Here is a 17582-nt window from a genome sequence, read left to right on the forward strand (position 1 = left end):
TGGGTGGTCGTATAGGCCCCGCCTTTTCCCCCGTCAACTCCTTTGTGACGCTCCCGCGACAAGCCTCCTCCCCTCCCGGGCCCGCGACGGCCTCCCAGGGGCCCGGGACCGGGTCGGGCCGATACGATCGGATACGGAGCAGATACAGCCAGAAGGGCAGCGCTTGACGGGCGTTCGCAACTTCCGGAAGAACGTCCCGAATCCGACGAACGAACCATGCCGAATGCCAGGTCGCCTTGATCGCCAGGGGGTCGCCGTCTCCGCGGACCAACCCGTCGCTCCCGTCTGCTCCCTGCGGCCCGCCGCTCCGACGGTGCTTCGAACCGTCGCCACGCTCGGGAAGACCGTGCGGGCGGAGTCGAAGAGCCAGAAGCCGGTGATCCTCTGGCTGACCGGCCTGTCCGGCGCCGGCAAGTCGACCGTGGCGAACAGGGTCGAGGAGATGCTGTGGCGGTGCGGTCATCACACCATGCTGCTCGACGGCGACAACATGCGCGTCGGGCTCAACAAGGATCTGGCCTTCACCGATGCCGACCGGGTCGAGAACATCCGGCGGACGGCGGAGGTCGCCAAGCTGATGCTCGAGGCCGGGCTGATCGTGATCTGCTCGCTGATCTCGCCGTTCCGGCGCGAGCGGATGCTGGCGCGCCAGTTGGTGGGCCCGGACGAGTTCCTCGAGGTCTTCGTCGATGCGCCTCTCGACCTGTGCAAGCGGCGCGATCCGAAGGGGCTCTATGCCCGCGCCCTCGCCGGGCAGATCCCGAACTTCACCGGCATCTCCTCGCCCTACGAACCCCCGGAATCGCCCGAGATTCACTTGCGGACCGACGTGGACGGCGTCGATGCGCTGGCCGGTCAGGTCCTGGACGCGCTGCGGCGGAGGGGCATCACGACCTGCGCTCCGTAACTGTCCGCACCGCATGAGGCGGATGCGCGCCGGACGGTGGTCCCGCCCGCGGCGTCACGCTATGTTGCAGTGCAGCATGACGTGGCGACGGAGCGAAGAGATGGTCGAGCTGATACCCGTGGCGGAGGCGGCCGGATTCACCGCAGGCTGCCTGGCCATCCACGCGGCCCGGCGCTGGGCCGAGACCCTGACGCCGATCCTGACCTACCTGGTCTTCGCCCTGGCCGTCTGCCTGCTGATCGTCGCCGGCATCCAGAACGCGTCCGATCCGGACCAGCTCGTCGCGATGATGACGCAGGCGATGGCGACGTATTGACGATCAGGCCGGCGGCGACGCCTCTGGCGAAGCCTCGGACTTGGCCTCGATCTTGGCCTCCTCGGCGCATTTGAGGCAGAGCTGGCGCTTGGCGAGCAGGGCGGCGACCGCGTTCGCGCCCTCGAAGCTGACGACGTGGCCGCATTCGAGCACGTTGAGCACGCGCTGATCGGGATCGTCGCGCTCGCCGGAGGGATAGCAGCGAATCGCCGTCACGCGGCGCATCGGGATCTCAGCCTGCATGGCGATGCCCTGGAACCTCGTCTCGGGGCGGCGGAAGGGCCGCGCCGCGCGGTCCCGGCTCCGTGCCGGGCTCGCGCCGGCCGCTCCATAGCACGGACGATGCCCCGGCGCATGGGGGGCTTGGGCCCGCGCCTCGTTCGGGCGCCATGTCCCGATGGTATGCCTGATGCATGAAAGCGGCCGGCCCGCGCGGCTCCCCGACGGCAATACCCTGTACGGGGATCGACGCCGCCCCTAAACCGGGGCCAGGCCGACGCCACCTCGTGGCGCAACCGGTTCACGCATCAGGAGGAAACGTCGCGGTGAGGGATTTCTCGAAGCCCGGGCGCTCGCCCGTCTACGCCGCCAACGCCGCCGTCGCGACGTCGCACCCGCTCTCGACCCTCGCGGCGATCGAGGTCCTGCGCGCGGGCGGCAACGCGGTCGATGCCGGCATCGCCGCGGTGGCGGTGCAATGCGTGGTCGATCCGCTGATGACCGGCATCGGCGGCGACTGCTTCGCCCTCTACGCGCCGAAGGGCGCCCGCACGCCGGTCGCGCTCAACGGCTCCGGCCGCAGCCCGGCGGCGGCGCACGATGCCTGGTTCCTCGAGCGCGGCATCACCCTGACCCCGACCTCGCCCCACGCCGTCACGGTGCCGGGGGCGGTCGCCGCTTGGGGCAAGCTCCTGGAGGATCACGGCACCCGCAGCCTCGGCGAGCTGCTGCAGCCGGCGATCCGCTACGCCGAGGACGGCTACCCGGTCCAGCCCCGCGTCGCCCTCGACTGGTCGCGCAGCGTCGAGCGCGTCGCCGGCGATCCGGCCTCCGCCGCCACCTACCTGATCGACGGGCGGGCACCGGAGGTCGGCACGATCATGCGGCATCCGAAGCTCGCCGCCACTTTGCGGCGCATCGCCGAACACGGCCCGCGCGGCTTCTACGAGGGGCCGGTGGCCGAGGACATCGTCGCGCGCCTGCGCGATCTCGGCGGCCTGCACACGCTGGAGGACTTCGCCTCGGCGGCACCCGAGGTCGTCACCCCGGTCACCACGCGCTACCGCGGCTACGACGTCTACGAGTGTCCGCCGAGCGGCCAGGGCCTCGCGGTGCTGATGATGCTCAACGTGCTCACCCACTACGATATCGCGGGCCTGCCGGAGCTCGACCGGGTCCACCTCTTCGCCGAGGCCTGCAAGCAGGCCTATCACCACCGCGACGCGCTCTTCGCCGATCCGGTGCTGAACCGGGTGCCGGTGGAGCACCTGCTGTCGGAAGCCTGGCGGGCGAGCGCCCACGGGGCGATCGACATGGCCCGCGCGCAGGAGCCGGTGATCTGGCCCGAACTGGCGCACAAGGACACGGTGTACCTGAGCGTCGTCGACCGGGACGGCAACGCGCTCTCGCTGATCAACTCGATCTTCCAGGGCTTCGGCAGCGGCATCACCGCGCCGGAGAGCGGGGTCCTGCTGCACAATCGCGGCCTGTCCTTCCGCATCGATCCCGGCCACCCGAACACGATCGGGCCGAGGAAGCGGCCGATGCACACCATCATCCCGGGCATGCTGATGCGGGACGGCGCGGCGGTGGCGCCCTTCGGCGTGATGGGCGGGCACTACCAGGCGATGGGCCATGTCGAGCTCCTGACCGGCATCCTCGACCGCGGCCTCGACGTGCAGGAGGCGCTCGATGCCCCGCGCAGCTTCGCCTATGGCGGCGGGATCGAGATGGAGCCGGGCTTCGCGCCCGAGGTGGTCGCCGGCCTCGAGGCGCGGGGCCACCGCCTCATCCCGGCCTCCGGCCCGATCGGTGGCGGCCAGATCATCTGGATCGACCGGGAGCGCGGGGTGCTCGCCGCGGGCTCCGACCCGCGCAAGGACGGCAGCGCGCTCGGCTATTGAGGGGATCGTCATGCCACTGGACATCGACGCCGCCGCGGCGGCACTCCTCGACGCCCGCCGCTCGGGCACCCGCCTCGACGCCCTTCCGGAGGGCGCCCGGCCGGGCAGCGAGGCGGAAGCCTACGCGGTGCAGGACGCGGTCGCCCGCGTTCTCGGCCCGGTCGCCGGCTGGAAGGTCGGCGCGCCGAGCGCCACCGCCACTCCGGCCCGCGCGGCGCTCCACGCCGAGACGATCTTCGAGACCGACGTCTTGCCGGCCTCACTGTTCCACGTGATCGGGGCGGAGGCCGAGATCGCCTACCGCTTCGGCCGCGATCTGCCGCCGGATTTGGGGCCCTACGACCGCGAGACGGTGCTGGCGGCGGTCGCCACGATGCATCCGGCGATCGAGATCGCCGATACGCGGTTTTCCACCTTCGGCGCGGTCGATGCCCCCAGCCAGCGCGCCGACCAGCAGAATCACGGCGTCTTGGTGCTCGGGCCCGGGCTCACGGAGTGGCGCGGCCTCGACCCGGTGACCCAGCCCGTGCGGCTCACCCTCGACGGCCGGGTCGTCCATGACAAGGTCGGCGGCAACTCGGCGGTCGATCCGGTGCGCCTGCTGGTCTGGCTCGCCAACGAGGGCGCGCGGTCGCTGGGCGGGATCAAGGCCGGCCAGGTCGTCACCACCGGCTCCTGCACCGGCACCGATTTCGTCACGGCGCCGACCCGGATGACGGCGGAGTTCCCCGGCCTGGGCAGCGTGACGCTGGCGATCGAATAGGGTGAGAGCGACGCCCGCGGGCGTCGCTCTCCCTCACACCTGGAACTCCCGGTCCACCGGCACCTGCAGGCCGGTGACGAGCGCGTTGGTCTGGTTCGCCATGCCGATCACCGCCAGGAGCTCGCCGTACTGCGCCTCGGTCATGCCCTTGGCCCGGGCCGCGGCGGTGTGGGAGTGGATGCAGTAGCTGCAGCCGTTGGCGGTCGAGACCGCGATGTAGATCAGCTCCTTGGTCAGTGGGTCGAGGGCGCCGTCGGCCGCCATCACCTGCTTCAGGTCGGCCCAGGTCCGTTCCAGGACCGCCGGCTGGTTGGCGAGCGCACGCCAGAAATTGTTGATGAAGTCGGAGCGGCGCGCCGCCCGGATGTCGTCGAACACCGCCTTGACGCGGGGATGGCCTTCAGCCTCCGCGTCGCTCCACAATCTCACGGTCGCCATGCGCTCCTCCCGGTGGAGCGCGCAGGATCCATCAGGCGGCGTCCGGCGTCGAGGGCGTCAGCGCCGCGCCGCCGCGTCGAAGCCGTCCGGCACCCGGCCCGAGGGGGTCGCGAGCGCGTAGGGGCCGCGGGCGAGGAAGCGGCCGGAGCCCGGTTCGGCGAGGACCTCACCGTCGCGCACCGCGATCTCGCCGCGCCGGATCGTCATGGTGGGCAGGCCCTTGAGGCGCATGCCCTCCCACGGCGTGTAGTCGATGGCGTGGTGCAGGTCGGCGTTGGTCAGGATCTTCTCGGCGTCGGGGTTCCACAGCACCAGGTCGGCGTCGGCACCGGGCGCCAGCGTCCCTTTCCGGCCGGCGAGGCCGAACAGGCGGGCGGCGTTGGTGGAGGTCAGGCGCACGAAGGTCGGCAGGTCGATGCGGCCGGCCGAGACGCCCTCGGAGAAGAGCACCGGCAGCCGGGTCTCGATGCCCGGCACGCCGTTCGGGATCGCGTTGAAGGCCGGCATGCCGTCGGGCCGGGCCCCTGCCCCGCCCTGGCCGTAGCCGCTGCTGCCGGGATCGCGCTTGGCTTTGGCGAAGGAGAAGCCGCAATGGTCGGAGGAGACCACGTCGAGGGTGCCCTCGCGGATGCGGGCCCAGATCCGCTCCGATTCGCCGGGCGCCCGCAAAGCCGGCGAGCACACCACCTTGGCGCCCTCGAAGTTCGGCTTCGCGAGGTCGTCGGTCGAGAGGGTGAGGTATTGCGGGCAGGTCTCACCCCAGACCTTGACGCCGCGGGCGCGCGCCCGGGCGATCTCTTCCGCCGCCTCGTCGCAGGAGACGTGGAAGACCTGGATCGGCTGGTCGACGAGCTCGGCGAGCGCGATGGCCCGGTGGGTCGCCTCGCGCTCGACCACCGGCGGCCGGGCCCAGGCGTGCTGGAGCGGGTCGGTGAGGCCGGCCGCGAGAAGGGCGCGGATGCGCCAGCCGATGGCGTCGTAATTCTCGCAATGCACCGTCACGAAGGCGCCGAGGCGCCGCGCGGTCGCCAGCACCTCCAGGAACTGCCCGTCGGTGAGGCGCAAGGGATCGTAGGTGAGAAAAACCTTGAGGCTGCGGATGCCGCGCGCGACGAGGGCCGGCACCTCCCGCTCCAGCACGTCGGGCGTCGGGTCGGTGATGATCTGGTGGAAGCTGTAATCGGCGCGCGAGGCCCGGGCGCGGACCTCGTAATCCGTCGCCGTCGCGGCGATCGGGTGGCCCTTCCATTGCGGCACGAAGCAGATGAACGAGGTGGTGCCGCCGGCGAGCGCGGCGGCGGAGCCGCTGGCGAAGCTCTCCTCCTGCACGCCGCCGCCCTCGGAGGGCTCCTCGATGTGGCAGTGCGGGTCGAGGCCGCCCGGGGTGACGACGAGGCCCTTGGCGTCGATCTCCTCGTGCCCACGCCGCAGGTTCCGGCCAACGGCCGCGATCACCCCGCCGCGCACGCCGAGATCGCACTCGAACACCTCGGCCGGGCCGGCGAGCGTCGCGCCGCGCACCACCAGGTCGTAGTCGCAATCGTGGCTCGACATCGCGGATCCTCCCTCGTTGCCAGCGGTGTAGGAACCGGCCGGGAAGGCTGTCAATTCGGGTGCCGGGGCGAAGGCCCTGCCTGCCGGGGGTTTGCGCAGGGGGCCCACCATTCGGGCGGGGATGCCGGCCGCGTGCCCGCACCGGCGGCACATGACCTAACGACCGGTTTGACAAGCTTATCCAGCCGGCGGAGAACTACGGTACCGCTGAGGTGACCGGCCGCGCTCGCGCCGAGGGACGTCCCGCGATCGAGCGCGCGCATAAGGGCGCCCACGGTGCAGCGTGGAGGAAACTCAGATGACGATTCGGTTGGACAGCCAAAGCTTGCCGTCTCCCAGCCGGCGCGGCCTGATGCTCGGCGCGGCGGCGGCCGCGGTGACGGCCGGGCTGCCGGGCGTGGCGCAGGCCAAGGCGCCGATGCTGCGCAGCCAGAGCCCGTACTTCTACCGCTTCACCCTCGGCGATGCCGAGGCGACGATGGTCTCCGACGGCACCCTGCCGCTCGGCGACCCCCACGCCAACTTCCTCGGCCTCACCCCGGCCGAGATGGATGCGCAGCTCACCAACAACTTCCTGCCGCTCTCGAACGCGGTGCTGGAGCAGAACATCCTGATCCTCAACACCGGCAGCAAGCTGGTGCTGTTCGATACCGGCATGGGCTCGCTCAAGCTGTTCGGGCCGACCACCGGCAAGCTTCTGACCACGATGCGCCAGGCCGGCATCGACCCGAAGGACATCGACGCCGTGGTGATGAGCCACGCCCATGTCGACCATTGCGGCGGCTGCGTCGGCGACGACGGGGTGCCGCACTTCCCCAACGCCCAGTTCTACATCTCCCAGGCCGATTTCGACTACTGGACCGACCCGGGCAAGGTGCCGGCCTCGTTCAGCGCCTTCCTCGATACCGCGCGCAAGAACCTGCTGCCGATCCGCGACCGGCTGGTCTTCGTCAAGGACGGTCAGGAATTCCTGCCCGGCATCCAGGCCCTGGCGGCGCCGGGCCACAGCATCGGCCACACGATGTTCATGATCACCTCGGGCAAGGACAGCCTCTGCTACCTCGGCGACCTGACGCACCATCCGGTGCTGCTGATGGAGAAGCCGCTGACCGAGTTCGCCTACGACACCGACCCGAAGCAGTCGGCCCAGACCCGGCTCCGGATGCTGACGATGCTGGCGAAGAACCGGATCCCGGTGCTCGCCTATCACTTCGCCTGGCCGGGCATCGGCCACGTCGCGGAGAACGGCCAGGGCGGGTTCCGGTACTATCCGCAGGCGATGAAGATGGAGCTGTAGGGGGCTCAGGCCGGCGCGATCCATCGCGCCGGCTCACTCCTTCGACGGGTAGGCCGTCACGAAGCTCGCGAAGCCGGTTCGATCGACGATCCAGACCATGCGGATCGAAGGAGTGCGCCCGTCCGGTGTCTGGGTCGGCCCGTCGTAGATGTGCTTCATGCCATGGACGGAGGGCGCGGACCGGACAAGGCGGGACGGCGAGGGATGGCGGAGGAGCGCTTCGGCCAGTACCTCCGGGGCCTCAGGCGAGAAGCCGAAGCGCAGGAAGAACCTGGCCTTGGGTCCGCCGGCCGGATGGTCGGGATCCAGAAGGTAGCCGGTGATCTTCGCGCTATCGAGCTTGAACTGCGTGCTGGATGGCGGTCCACCCGTCACGGCGTGGTATCCGACACCCGAACGATTTGCCCGCCTTCGACCGTGGCCAGAGCCTGAAAAGGCACGACGAACTCCACCTCGTAGGCCTCGCCCTGGTTCCACACTCCGACGACCGTGCCGACCGAGCCGGCCGGCACCTCGTGACCGTCATCGTCCGTGACCGGCACGAGCAACCGCGCCGTGTCCAGTTCCCGGATCGCCGAGGGCGCATCGGTTGTCAGCACGAAGGTCGTCGACATGTGGCTCATGTCCGACAAGGTACGCTCAACGGAGAGGTCGAGCAACGCTCCTCACCCCATCGATTCCGTCAGCGCTCCCAGACCATCCCGGCGAGGCGCGGGTCGTCGAAGGACTCCCGCGCGAAGCCGAGGCGCAGGGTCGGAAATTCCCGGATCGCGCGGATGCCCGCCGGTCCGGGATGGATGCGCCAGGTCTGCCGGGCGACGATGCGGCGGCTCGCGAAGGCCCGGCAGGTCAGGAGCGCGAGGTTGGCGCCCCGGCCGGGATCACGCACCGAGGCGTAGCGGATCGCCGTCACGCCGTCGGCCCGCGCGGCATCCGCGAGGGCCTGGCACGGTCCGTAATCGGTCGGGTGGCACCACGTCTCCGCCTGCCCGGCGTAGGGCGCAGCGGTGAGGTCAATCCCCCGGTCGGCCGCGAACCGGGCCGAGAAGGCGGTGTACTCGGCCGGGTTCTCCGGCCAGGGCGTCCCGGGCGATTCGGCGAAGAACAGCAGGCGGTAGAACGCCACCTCGGCGACGGCGGTCTCGACGGCCTCCGCCGCGTAGTACACGCCCTCCATCTGGTTGGCGCGCCGGAAGCGCGAGCCGTGCGGGTAGGGCCGGTAGCGGAACGGCGCCGACAGGAGGTAGTCGAGAGACCGGCATTCCGCCGGCATCGGCGGCTTGGACGCCTCGATCAGCTCTTCGAGGATCTGCTGCTCGTCGAGCGTGTCCGTCAGCTTCATCGTCGCGACGAGGTGCTGCGCCTCGACAAGGCGCCAGCAGGTACCGGTGAGGGCCCGGGTCTCAAATGACGGCACGCCGGGCGTCCAGGTAGAGGACGGTGCTCACCAGGCCCTCGACGGTCTGGATCAGGTCCAGGGGTACGGCGTGCAGGGCCGTGTTCTCGCCCCTGAGCCACGCCGCCGCCATGGCCGGATCGCCGCCGGTGACCGCGTCGAGCGACCGGTAGAGGCGGATCAGCATCACGGCGAGCTCGAACGACTTGGCCTGGCGATCCAGCACGAACTCGCCCCGGGTCAGGCGCGAGACCGAGGCCTCGGACAGCCCGAGGATGCCGGCGAGAGCTCGGTTGCTGAGGCCGAGAGCGGCGGCGGCCCGCACGACCGCCTTGCTGACGGTCTGCGCCTCGCGCTGCGCCCGGTCGGGCTGGGTGACGGACTTGAGCATGGTCATGTCCTCTTTCTGAGGAAAATATAGGACATGAACCTTTCAGAGGAAAGGGCCGCTCACCCCGCCTTCGGCCGCGGCCCGTAGGACTTGAACCGCTCCATCGCCTCCGCCACCTCGGCCTCGCTGAGGATGTGCGGTCGGCCGACCTGGAGCGCCACGGCGTATTGCCGGCACAGGGTCTCGAGCTCGACCGCGAGCCACAGGGCCTTCGCCAGGGTCGGGCCGGTGGCGATCATGCCGTGATTGGCGAGCAGGCAGCAGGTGCGGTCCTGGAGCGCCTCCAGCGCCCGCTGCGACAGTTCCTCGGTGCCGAACAAAGCGTAGCCGCCGCAGCGCACATTCGGCCCGCCGGCGGCGGCGATCATGTAGTGCGCCGCCGGGATGTCCTTCCGGCACATCGCGAAGGCGGTGCAGTAGGTCGGGTGGGCATGGACGATGGCCGCGACGTCGGGGCGGGCCCGCAGGATGTCGCGGTGGAAGCGCCACTCGGAGGAGGGCGACAGCGCGTGGTCGGTCCGGCCGTCCATCGTCATCGGCACGATGTCGTCGGGCGTCATCTCCTCGTAGGGCAGGCCCGACGGGGTGATGAGCAGCCCGTCGCCGAACCGCACCGAGACGTTGCCGGAGGTGCCCTGGTTCAGGCCCTGCTCGGCCATGCTGCGGCAGGTCGCGACGATCGCCGCACGCAAGCTCGCCTCGGTCTCAGCCATTCTCCGCCTCCGTCGCGCTCCGCTCCTTCGCCATAGCGTCCTGCCGGCGCCCGAGCCAGAGCCCGTTGACGAGCCAGGCCAAGGAGAGCGGGACCGCCAGGACCGAGAGGGCGGTGGCGCTCAAGCCCAGGAACCCGACCAGGCCGTAGGACCAGGCGCCGACCTGGTCGCCGAGGCGGTAGACCACCGTGTCGATGAAGGCCTTGGCCTTGTAGCGGTCCTCCCGCGGCAGCACGGTGAACAGCACCTCGCGCACCGGCCGGGCGATGGCGAAGTTGCCGGCCCGGCGCAGCACGCCGAACACCACCACGCTGGCGATGGTGGGCGCCACCGCGAGCAGCCCGAAGCCCAGCGCGCTGACGAGCGGCAGGATCGCCAGGGTGAGACCGACGCCGAGCCGGCGCACGATCCGCCCGGTGAGGAAGAGCTGGATGCCGAGCGTCAGCACGTTCACCGCGAGGTCGACGGAGGCGAAGAACGCCGTCTGGGAGCCGCGATCGGGGAAGCTGCGCTTCGCGATGCCGGCCTGCTCGAAGTACAGGAAGGTCGAGGTGATCGAGAACAGGAGCAGGAACAGGCAGATGCCGAGCAGGTAGGGCGAGCCGAGCACCCGGCTGATGCCGGCGAACGGGCTGCCGCCGATCGCCTGCGCCGCCGCCCCCGGCTCGCGCGACAGCGCGTCCGAGATCCGGGCGAGACCCCGCATGCTGACGACGGCGAGTTCGAGGAGGGCCGCCGCCGCCAGCAGCAGGAAGGGAATCGGCACGTCGCGGGCCAGCACCGCCGTGAAGGCCGAGCCGGTGATGGCCCCGAGCGTCGCGCCGGCCGCGATGAAGCCGAACAGCCGCTTGCCCTGCTCGGTGTCGAACACGTCGACGATGGTGGCCCAGAAGATCGAGACCACGAACAGGTTGAAGATCGACAGCCAGACGAAGAACACCCGGCCGATCCACACCGTATCCTCCGGCCCGGCGCGGTAGAGCACGACCGCGAAGACGAGGATGTTGGCGGCGAAGAAGCGGTAGGTGATCGGGATGAAGCGGGCCCGCGGCAGCTTGCGCACCAGCCAGCCGAACGGCACGTTGAGGACCAGCATGCCCACCAGCGTGGCGGTGAACAGCCAGGGCAGGTTCTCGAGCCCGCCCGCCAGCCCCATCTGGTCGCGGATCGGCCGCATCACGTAGTAGGACGAGAGCAGCGCGAAGATGTAGAGCCAGGCCCAGCCGAGGGCCGGCACCTCCTCCGGCCGCACGTCGGTGAGGCGGCGCAGCCAGGCCGGCACCCTGAGGCCGGCGCGCGCCGCCTCCGCAGAAGAGGCGGCGCCGGGGGTCGCGCTCATTCGGCGACCCCGAAGGCCTTGCGGGCCTCGGGGCCGGTGACGTCGCGGCCGTAGTTCGGGGCGCCCATCTGGAACTGCCGCGCCGCGTCGAGGCCGCCGACCACCACCGGGTCGAAGCCGGCATCGCGCACCAGGGCCGCCGCGACGGTGAGCGCCTGTCTGTCGTCGCCGGCGATCGGCACCGCCATCTTTGCGCCGCTGCGATGGGCGCTCTGGGCGAAGAGGCGGTAATTCGCGGCGTTGAAGGCCCGCACCAGCCGCGCGCCGGGCAGGTACTTCGCCGAGGTGGCGCCGATGCCGGCGCTCTCGGCCTCGGCCGCCAGCTCCCCGTCCCGCGCCTTGGTGGCGTTGCCGGCATCGAGCACCACCTTGCCCTTCAGGAGGCCGGCATGGGTTTGTCCGAGCTCCGGATAGGCCTTGTAGGGCACCGCGATCAGCACCGCGTCGCCGAAGGCGAGCGCCTGCTCGACCGTGCCCGCCTTGGCGAGCGGTCCCAGTTTCTCGACCAGCGGCTTCAGGTCCTCCGGGTGGCGCGAGGCGAACATCACCGGGTGGCCGGCCTTGACCCACAAGCCCCCGATGGTGCCGCCGATATTGCCGCCGCCGATCACCGCGATCGGGATCTTCGAGTCCTGCTGCGCGAGAGCGGGACCGGCGGCGAGCGCCAGGACGAACGCGCTTGCGCGCAGGAGCGTGCGGCGATCACAGGCCATCGATGAACTCCTCCATCTTGCGGCGGGCGGCGGCGTCGGGCAGGCGGCCGCGGGCCGCGCCGAGATTGTCCTCGGCGTAGCGGACCTGCGCCGTGCCGGGCACCGGGCAGGTCACCGCCTCGTGCGACAGGACGTATTTGAGAAAGAATTGCGGCCAGCTCCGGCAGTCGAACTCCGCCGCGAAAGGCGGCAGCTCGCGGCCGCGCACCAGGTTGAACAACCGCTCGCGGCCGAACGGCACGTTCACCATCACGGCGATGCCGCGCTCACGCGCGAGCGGCAGGATGCGCTCGGCGGCCTGGCGGGCATCGACGGCGTAATTGACCTGGATCACGTCGAGCTTCTCGGCCTTCATCAGCGCTTCGAGATCGCCGTACTGCTTCTCGGCCCAGGTCGTGGCGCCGAGATAGCGGATGCGCTTCTTCTCTTTCAGCTCCCGCAGGAGCGGCAGCTGCGCCTCCGGGTCGATCAGGTTGTGGACCGCGATCAGGTCGATCCGGTCGGTGCCGAGGCGGCGGAACGATTGCTCGATCTGCGCCTGGCCCGCCTCGCGCCCACGCGCCGCCACCTTGCTGCACAGGAAGATCTTTTCGCGCAGACCGGTGTCCTTCAGGATCCGGCCCAGCACCTCCTCGGCCCGGCCGTAATCCGGCGCGGTGTCGATCACCGTGCCGCCGCTCGCGACGAACGTCGCCACCGTCTCGCGCAACGGCGCCAGCGCCTCCGAATCCGGCGCCACGTCGTAGCGCCGCGAGGTGCCGATGCCGATGGCCGGCACCGTCTCGCCGGTCGAGGGGATCGGGCGGCGGAGCAGCCCCTCGCCTTGCGCCAGAAGGCGGCCCGGGAGCAGGCCCGAGGCCAGGGTACCGGCCAGCACGGCGCGGCGGTGGAGCTTCATGCAAGGATCCCTTCGGCTCGTCGATCGCCGGCGCAAGATTAGGGCGCGGCGGGGGGCTCGCCCACGCCGCGCCCGCACACAAGCGCTTGAGGTCACTCGCGTCTGAGGGAAGCTCTGTTCACCCCAGCCGCGCCGGCAACCGCAGGAAGCCGCGGAAGCGCACGCGCTGCGAGCGGACCGGCGCGCCGTCGAGGCGGTAATCCGGGAAGCGGGCAAGGAAGCGCGAGAGTGCGATCCGGCCCTCCAGCCGGGCCACCGCCATGCCGACGCATTGGTGGATCCCGCTCGCGAAGGCGAGGTGGCGGTTGGGGTCGCGGGCGACGTCGAAGGTGTCGGGATCGGCGAAATGCGCAGGGTCGCGGTTGGCGGCGCCGATGCAGAGCGTGATCTGGGTGCCGGCCGGGAAGTCGCGGCCCTCGATCGCGAAAGCGGTCGTCGCGACGCGGTTGCCGAGCTGGTTCGAGCTCTCGAAGCGGAGGATCTCCTCCACGGCCTTGCGCATCAGGTCCGGCTCGGCGAGCAGGCGGGCCCGCGCCTCGGGGTGCCCGGTCAGCAGGTGGAGCCCGTTGCCGATCAGGTTGGTGGTGGTCTCGTGCCCGGCATTGAGGATGAAGATGCAGTTCTGGAGCAGTTCCTCCGGCGACAGCCGCTCGCCGCCGACCTCGCCCTGGATCAGGCGGGTGAGGATGTCCTTGTCCGGGTCGCCCGGGCGGCGGCGGCGATCCTCGACGAGGTGCGCGAGATAGTCCAGGAACTCGGTCACCGCCCGGTTGCCGGCGGCCTCGACCTCCGGCGACAGCACCGGTTCGAGGGCGCCGAGGATCGCCAGCGACCAGTCCCGCAAGGGGCCGCGCTCCGCCCGCGGCACCCCGAGCAGGTTGCCGATCACCTCCACGGGGATCGCGGCGGCGAAATCCTCGATCAGGTCGATGGTGTCGCGCGAAGCGGCCGCGTCGAGCAGGCCGTCCACCAGCGCGACGATGCCGGGCTCCATCGCGGCGACCGCCCGCGGCGTCAGCGCCCCGGCGATGATGCGCCGGACCCGGGTGTGGCGCGGCGGATCGTTGAAGACGAGGCTCGTCGTGTGGTGGCGGTAGAGCGGGCAGGCTCCCTCCTCCGCCACCCGGAACTTGGTGCCGAACTCGACGGTCTTGTCCGAGCTGAAGGTCGCGGCGTCCTTGTAGACCCGCTCCAGGTCGGCGTAGCGGGAGAGCAGGATCTGGGCCTCGCCCGAGGACGTCCGGCCCATCACGTGGACCGGCGCGTGCGCGCGGAGCGCCGCGTAGACCGGATAGGGATCCTCGATGAAGCCCTCCGGCAAGCGCCGGAGGTCGAACCCTTGGGCGAGAGCGGGACCGCTCGTCATCCGCGCCCGTTCCCCGCGCAGGCCGGGTTCATCGGCAGGAACGCCTCTTCCTTCGGGATGGTGCGCAAAACCTCGTAGAGGTCCCACGGCCCCTTGGACGCGCTCGGCTCCTTCGCCCGGTAGAGCACGGGATCGTAGAGGAGCCGCCCGTCGGCCCGCAGGGTGGCCGGGTGGTCGAAGAACGCCACCGGCAGGCTGCGCATGGCGGCGTTCGCCGCCACCGCCTCGTCGGTGCCGGCCTTGTCGACCCCCTTCAGGTAGTGGGTGACGGCGGTGTAGATCAGCGCCTGGTTCTTCGTCGGCATCGCGCCGGTGCGCTCGAAGAAGCGCTTGGCGAAGGTGCGGGCGGCATCGTTCTGGTCCCAGTAGAACGCCTCCGAGAAGGTCAGGCCGTGCGCCACCGGCAGGCCGAGGCCCTTGATGTCGGTGACGTAGACGAGGAAGCCCGTCAGCGTCTGGCGCCCGCCGGTCAGGCCGAACTCGTCGGCCTGCTTGACCGCCTTGGTGAAGTCGTCGCCGACGCTGGCGAAGGCGACCACGTCCGCCCCCGAGCTCTGGGCCTGGAGCAGGAAGGAGGAGTAGTCGGCGGTGTTGATCGGGTGGCGCGAGGTGCCCACCACCTTGCCGCCGAGCGCCTCGACCACCGTGGTCGCCTCCTTCTGCAGGGCGTGGCCGAAGGCGTGGTCGACGGTGATGAAGTACCAGGACTTGCCGCCGCGCTCGAACACCGCCCGAGCCGTGCCGGCGGTGAGCGCGTGGGTGTCGTCGGTCCAGTGCGAGCTGACCGGGGAACAGGTCTTGGCGGTGAGGTCGGAGGTCGCCGCGGCGGTGATCATCACCGTGCGGTTCTTCTCCTTGGCGACCGCCTGGACGGCCAGCGCGATCGCCGTCACCGGCAGGTCGACGACGGCGTCGACCTTGTCGACGTCGTACCAGCGCCGGGCGATCGACGAGGCCACGTCCGGCTTGTTCTGGTGGTCGGCCGAGACGATCTCGACCGGCTTGCCCCGCACGCTGCCGCCAAAGTCCTTCGCCGCCATCTCGGCCGCCGCCACCGAACCGCGCCCGCCGCTATCGGCGTAGGGGCCCGAGAGGTCGGTGAGCACGCCGATCCGCACCACGTCGTCGGAAATCTGCGCCGCGGCGGGACCCGCGAAGGGACCGGCCAGCGCCGCGAGCGCGAGGAGCGCTCCGCCCAGGGCGGTGGTGAAACGGATCATCGGTCGGCTCCTCCCGGCGCCCGCGTCGTCCGCGCGTGGTCGCCCTGTCGTCACGTCTGCCTTCACAGCCGATCCGGGCCGGTCTGGCAAGGGCTCTTCGACGGGTTTGTCGGCGAGTTCTTCGGCAGGACGACGTCAACCTGTTCGTGGGACGCTGGGCCTCGAGAACCCGGGTCGCGGGACCTTGGGCCGGGCCGGCAAGCACGGTACGGCCCGCCTCGGCCGCAACGGTCCACGCCGCCGGTCGTGACGGCCGGCATCGACGCCGAGACGAGCCACCGAGGTCGCCCGCATGCTGAAGCCCGAGCCATGCTGAAGCCAAGCCGAGCCTCGGTCTCCTCGCCGACCTGCTCGACGGCCTCGACATCGGCCTGTGCGCGTTCGACGCCGAGGACCGGACGCTCGCCTGGAACCAGACCTTCCTGTACCTCTTCCCCGAGCATGACGGCTTCGTCCATGCCGGCGAGCCTTACCGCGAGAACCTGCTGCGGTTCTACCGCACCCGCCTGACCTCCGACGAGCTTCCCTACATCGAGGAATACGTCGCGAGCGGGATCGCCCGCCACCAGGCCCAGACCCGGCCGTTCGAGTTCGAGCATCGCGGCACCTGGCTCCAGGTCTCGGCCCAGACCATCCCGGGCCTCGGCCGGGAGGGTGGCCTGCGGAGCAGGTCGGGAGAGGGGCAGCGCGACGCTGGTTCAGCTCGCGCCCTACAGAACGGCTCAGTCATATCCGGAAGCGGCGTCCCCTCTCCCGCCCCACTCCGTGGGGCCCCCTCCCCCGCAGAGCTACGGCCTTGACGGAAGTGAGTCTCTCGCGAGGAGGGCACCGGCGAGCATGGCCGAGAAGCGCTCCCATCCGCGCGCGACGACCTTGGGACCGGGTGGCGAGTTGGGAGCGTTCCAGCCGCCGTGGCGGGCCACGATCCACTCTAACCAGCTCAGGTTGCCGACGGGGTGAGGGTTGCGCAGGCGGTCCGTGCTGCCCTCGCAGGCCCGCCCCAGTTCCGCGACCACTGGCAGAGCCGCCTTATCCAGAACGTCCTGCATCGGTCGTCGGCTGCCGTCGCGGGCATCGACCAACTGCAGGATCCGCACGGCGGCTCCCAGCGCCAAGGCACTCAGCCGGAACAGCTTGTCTGGCACCCGCACCTGTGTCTCGTCCAGGCCGAGCCCGTCGCGCTTGAGAGCGCGGAACACCTCCTCGATCCGCCACCTCAACCGGTACAGCCGCACCATGTCCTGCGCGGCGGCGGCATCCGGCACCGCCCGCGTCGTCAGAAGCCGCCAGCACAAGGGCGTCACGCCCACAGGCGGCTCGAGTTCCTGCACGCAGACGCCATGCAGCCTCAGGCTGGCCGGCTCGCGGGCGCCTGGGCCGGAGGGACGGACCACCTCGACCGGTCCGGCCTGCAGCCTCACCTTGGCGATGCGGGCCGGCACCCCAGGGCGAGCCGGCACCTCCACGGTGCCGGTTGTCGCGACGGGCCATGACGCCTTGTCCTGAAGGCTGCCCCCTTCAACCAGTGGCCGGTCATGGCGTGCCCGCACCAGAAGATCGCTGCCCGCGGGCCGACGGGCGAAGTGGCTGTAGATGTCGCCCTCCTGGTCGGCGACCACGATCAAGCTCCGGGCCGTGTCGGCCAAAGCCGTCGCGGCAGCGGCCGCTCCGGTGATCCAGCGCTGGCTCTCCTTGTCCTCGACTGGCCGCCGGTGACGTGGCGCCGTCTGGCGGGCGGCGCGGGTCCAGAGCTGGGCGTCGACCAAGCCCAGCACCGCCTCGTCCTCGGCATCGACGGCGATGACCGGGTGCAGGAAGAAGCCGGGATTGCGGCCGTTGCCGGCCGGCCCCAGGCCATGGCGGCCAGCAGCAGCTGGGGTGAAGTTGATCTCGCTCGTGTCCTGGACGGCCACGATCGGACGCCCGGCGCAGGCCTGGGCCGTGCGGGCTGCAAAAGCCTGCAGGATGCCCTGCCAGTCAGCGCAGGGCGAGGAAAGGTAGCGATGGGCGGCCGCCGTACCGGCTTCGCTGCCGCCCACCGTGCTCAGCACCACGCTGCCGGTGGTGACGATCCGCTCAAACAGCCACGCCCCCCGGGCCTCGGTGCGTACGTCGCCCGATCCAAAGCCTCGCATCGGTTGTCCTCGC

18 protein-coding genes and 1 pseudogene are annotated in these 17582 nt (G+C 70.9%); 5 read left to right on the forward strand and 14 right to left on the reverse strand.

What is annotated here, in order from left to right; all coding sequences use genetic code 11:
- Positions 1 to 319: 319 nt before the first annotated feature.
- Both cysC and DK412_RS14445 read left to right on the forward strand, forming a co-directional pair.
- Positions 320 to 907, forward strand: a pseudogene (gene cysC / locus DK412_RS14440) (adenylyl-sulfate kinase); the annotation flags it as partial.
- 100 nt (positions 908 to 1007) lie between these two features.
- A complete protein-coding gene (locus DK412_RS14445; protein WP_109972498.1) occupies positions 1008 to 1223 on the forward strand; it encodes a hypothetical protein in 216 nt (71 codons plus the stop codon).
- A gap of 3 nt (positions 1224 to 1226) precedes the next feature.
- On the opposite strand, the gene DK412_RS14450 is transcribed toward DK412_RS14445, so the two are convergent.
- Positions 1227 to 1466: a hypothetical protein gene (locus DK412_RS14450; protein ID WP_109972499.1), complete on the reverse strand. Its 240-nt coding sequence runs from the start codon at positions 1464 to 1466 to the stop codon at positions 1227 to 1229.
- A gap of 302 nt (positions 1467 to 1768) precedes the next feature.
- On the opposite strand from DK412_RS14450, the gene DK412_RS14455 reads away from it, so the two are divergent.
- Both DK412_RS14455 and DK412_RS14460 read left to right on the forward strand, forming a co-directional pair.
- On the forward strand, positions 1769 to 3346 hold the full coding sequence (locus tag DK412_RS14455) for a gamma-glutamyltransferase family protein (RefSeq protein ID WP_109972500.1): 1578 nt from the start codon (positions 1769 to 1771) through the stop codon (positions 3344 to 3346).
- A 10-nt stretch (positions 3347 to 3356) separates the two neighbouring features.
- A complete protein-coding gene (locus DK412_RS14460) occupies positions 3357 to 4109 on the forward strand; it encodes a fumarylacetoacetate hydrolase family protein (protein ID WP_109972501.1) in 753 nt (250 codons plus the stop codon).
- A 33-nt stretch (positions 4110 to 4142) separates the two neighbouring features.
- Here the strand turns inward: DK412_RS14460 and DK412_RS14465 are convergent, their stop codons facing one another.
- Both DK412_RS14465 and hydA read right to left on the reverse strand, forming a co-directional pair.
- The gene (locus DK412_RS14465) at positions 4143 to 4547 is read right to left on the reverse strand and encodes a carboxymuconolactone decarboxylase family protein (RefSeq protein ID WP_109972502.1); all 405 of its coding nucleotides are present in this window, start codon (positions 4545 to 4547) and stop codon (positions 4143 to 4145) included.
- 57 nt (positions 4548 to 4604) lie between these two features.
- Positions 4605 to 6101, reverse strand: a complete 1497-nt coding sequence (hydA, locus tag DK412_RS14470) for a dihydropyrimidinase (RefSeq protein ID WP_109972503.1) — start codon at positions 6099 to 6101, stop codon at positions 4605 to 4607.
- Between the two features lie 352 nt (positions 6102 to 6453).
- Here hydA and DK412_RS14475 point away from each other — a divergent pair, with 352 nt between their 5' ends.
- Positions 6454 to 7398, forward strand: a complete 945-nt coding sequence (locus tag DK412_RS14475; RefSeq protein ID WP_109975271.1) for an MBL fold metallo-hydrolase — start codon at positions 6454 to 6456, stop codon at positions 7396 to 7398.
- 33 nt (positions 7399 to 7431) lie between these two features.
- Here the strand turns inward: DK412_RS14475 and DK412_RS14480 are convergent, their stop codons facing one another.
- From DK412_RS14480 to DK412_RS14535, 11 genes are all read right to left on the reverse strand, one after another.
- On the reverse strand, positions 7432 to 7773 hold the full coding sequence (locus DK412_RS14480; RefSeq protein WP_109972504.1) for a DUF6883 domain-containing protein: 342 nt from the start codon (positions 7771 to 7773) through the stop codon (positions 7432 to 7434).
- Entirely contained in the window at positions 7770 to 8057 is a 288-nt protein-coding gene (locus DK412_RS14485) for a DUF4926 domain-containing protein (RefSeq protein WP_245447673.1), read from the reverse strand. The genes DK412_RS14480 and DK412_RS14485 overlap by 4 nt, the downstream gene beginning before the upstream one ends.
- 23 nt (positions 8058 to 8080) lie before the next feature.
- A complete protein-coding gene (locus DK412_RS14490) occupies positions 8081 to 8815 on the reverse strand; it encodes an RES family NAD+ phosphorylase (RefSeq protein WP_245447675.1) in 735 nt (244 codons plus the stop codon).
- Positions 8802 to 9185 (reverse strand): MbcA/ParS/Xre antitoxin family protein, encoded by a 384-nt coding sequence (locus DK412_RS14495; protein WP_204165568.1) that lies wholly within the window; start codon positions 9183 to 9185, stop codon positions 8802 to 8804. Before DK412_RS14495 ends, DK412_RS14490 begins: the two co-directional genes overlap by 14 nt.
- Positions 9186 to 9244: 59 nt before the next feature.
- Positions 9245 to 9898, reverse strand: a complete 654-nt coding sequence (locus DK412_RS14500; RefSeq protein ID WP_109972507.1) for a class II aldolase/adducin family protein — start codon at positions 9896 to 9898, stop codon at positions 9245 to 9247.
- Positions 9891 to 11237 (reverse strand): MFS transporter, encoded by a 1347-nt coding sequence (locus DK412_RS14505; RefSeq protein WP_109972508.1) that lies wholly within the window; start codon positions 11235 to 11237, stop codon positions 9891 to 9893. The genes DK412_RS14500 and DK412_RS14505 overlap by 8 nt, the downstream gene beginning before the upstream one ends.
- On the reverse strand, positions 11234 to 11950 hold the full coding sequence (locus DK412_RS14510; RefSeq protein ID WP_109972509.1) for an NAD(P)-binding domain-containing protein: 717 nt from the start codon (positions 11948 to 11950) through the stop codon (positions 11234 to 11236). Before DK412_RS14510 ends, DK412_RS14505 begins: the two co-directional genes overlap by 4 nt.
- Positions 11940 to 12848 (reverse strand): aldo/keto reductase, encoded by a 909-nt coding sequence (locus DK412_RS14515; RefSeq protein ID WP_109972510.1) that lies wholly within the window; start codon positions 12846 to 12848, stop codon positions 11940 to 11942. Before DK412_RS14515 ends, DK412_RS14510 begins: the two co-directional genes overlap by 11 nt.
- A gap of 118 nt (positions 12849 to 12966) precedes the next feature.
- The gene (locus DK412_RS14520; RefSeq protein WP_109972511.1) at positions 12967 to 14214 is read right to left on the reverse strand and encodes a cytochrome P450; all 1248 of its coding nucleotides are present in this window, start codon (positions 14212 to 14214) and stop codon (positions 12967 to 12969) included.
- Complete coding sequence (locus DK412_RS14525; RefSeq protein WP_109972512.1) at positions 14211 to 15434, reverse strand: ABC transporter substrate-binding protein; 1224 nt, start codon at positions 15432 to 15434, stop codon at positions 14211 to 14213. The genes DK412_RS14520 and DK412_RS14525 overlap by 4 nt, the downstream gene beginning before the upstream one ends.
- Before the next feature lie 788 nt (positions 15435 to 16222).
- Complete coding sequence (locus tag DK412_RS14535; RefSeq protein WP_109971307.1) at positions 16223 to 17569, reverse strand: IS4 family transposase; 1347 nt, start codon at positions 17567 to 17569, stop codon at positions 16223 to 16225.
- Positions 17570 to 17582 lie beyond the last annotated feature (13 nt).

This window comes from Methylobacterium sp. 17Sr1-1 (genome assembly GCF_003173775.1).
Lineage (GTDB): Bacteria > Pseudomonadota > Alphaproteobacteria > Rhizobiales > Beijerinckiaceae > Methylobacterium.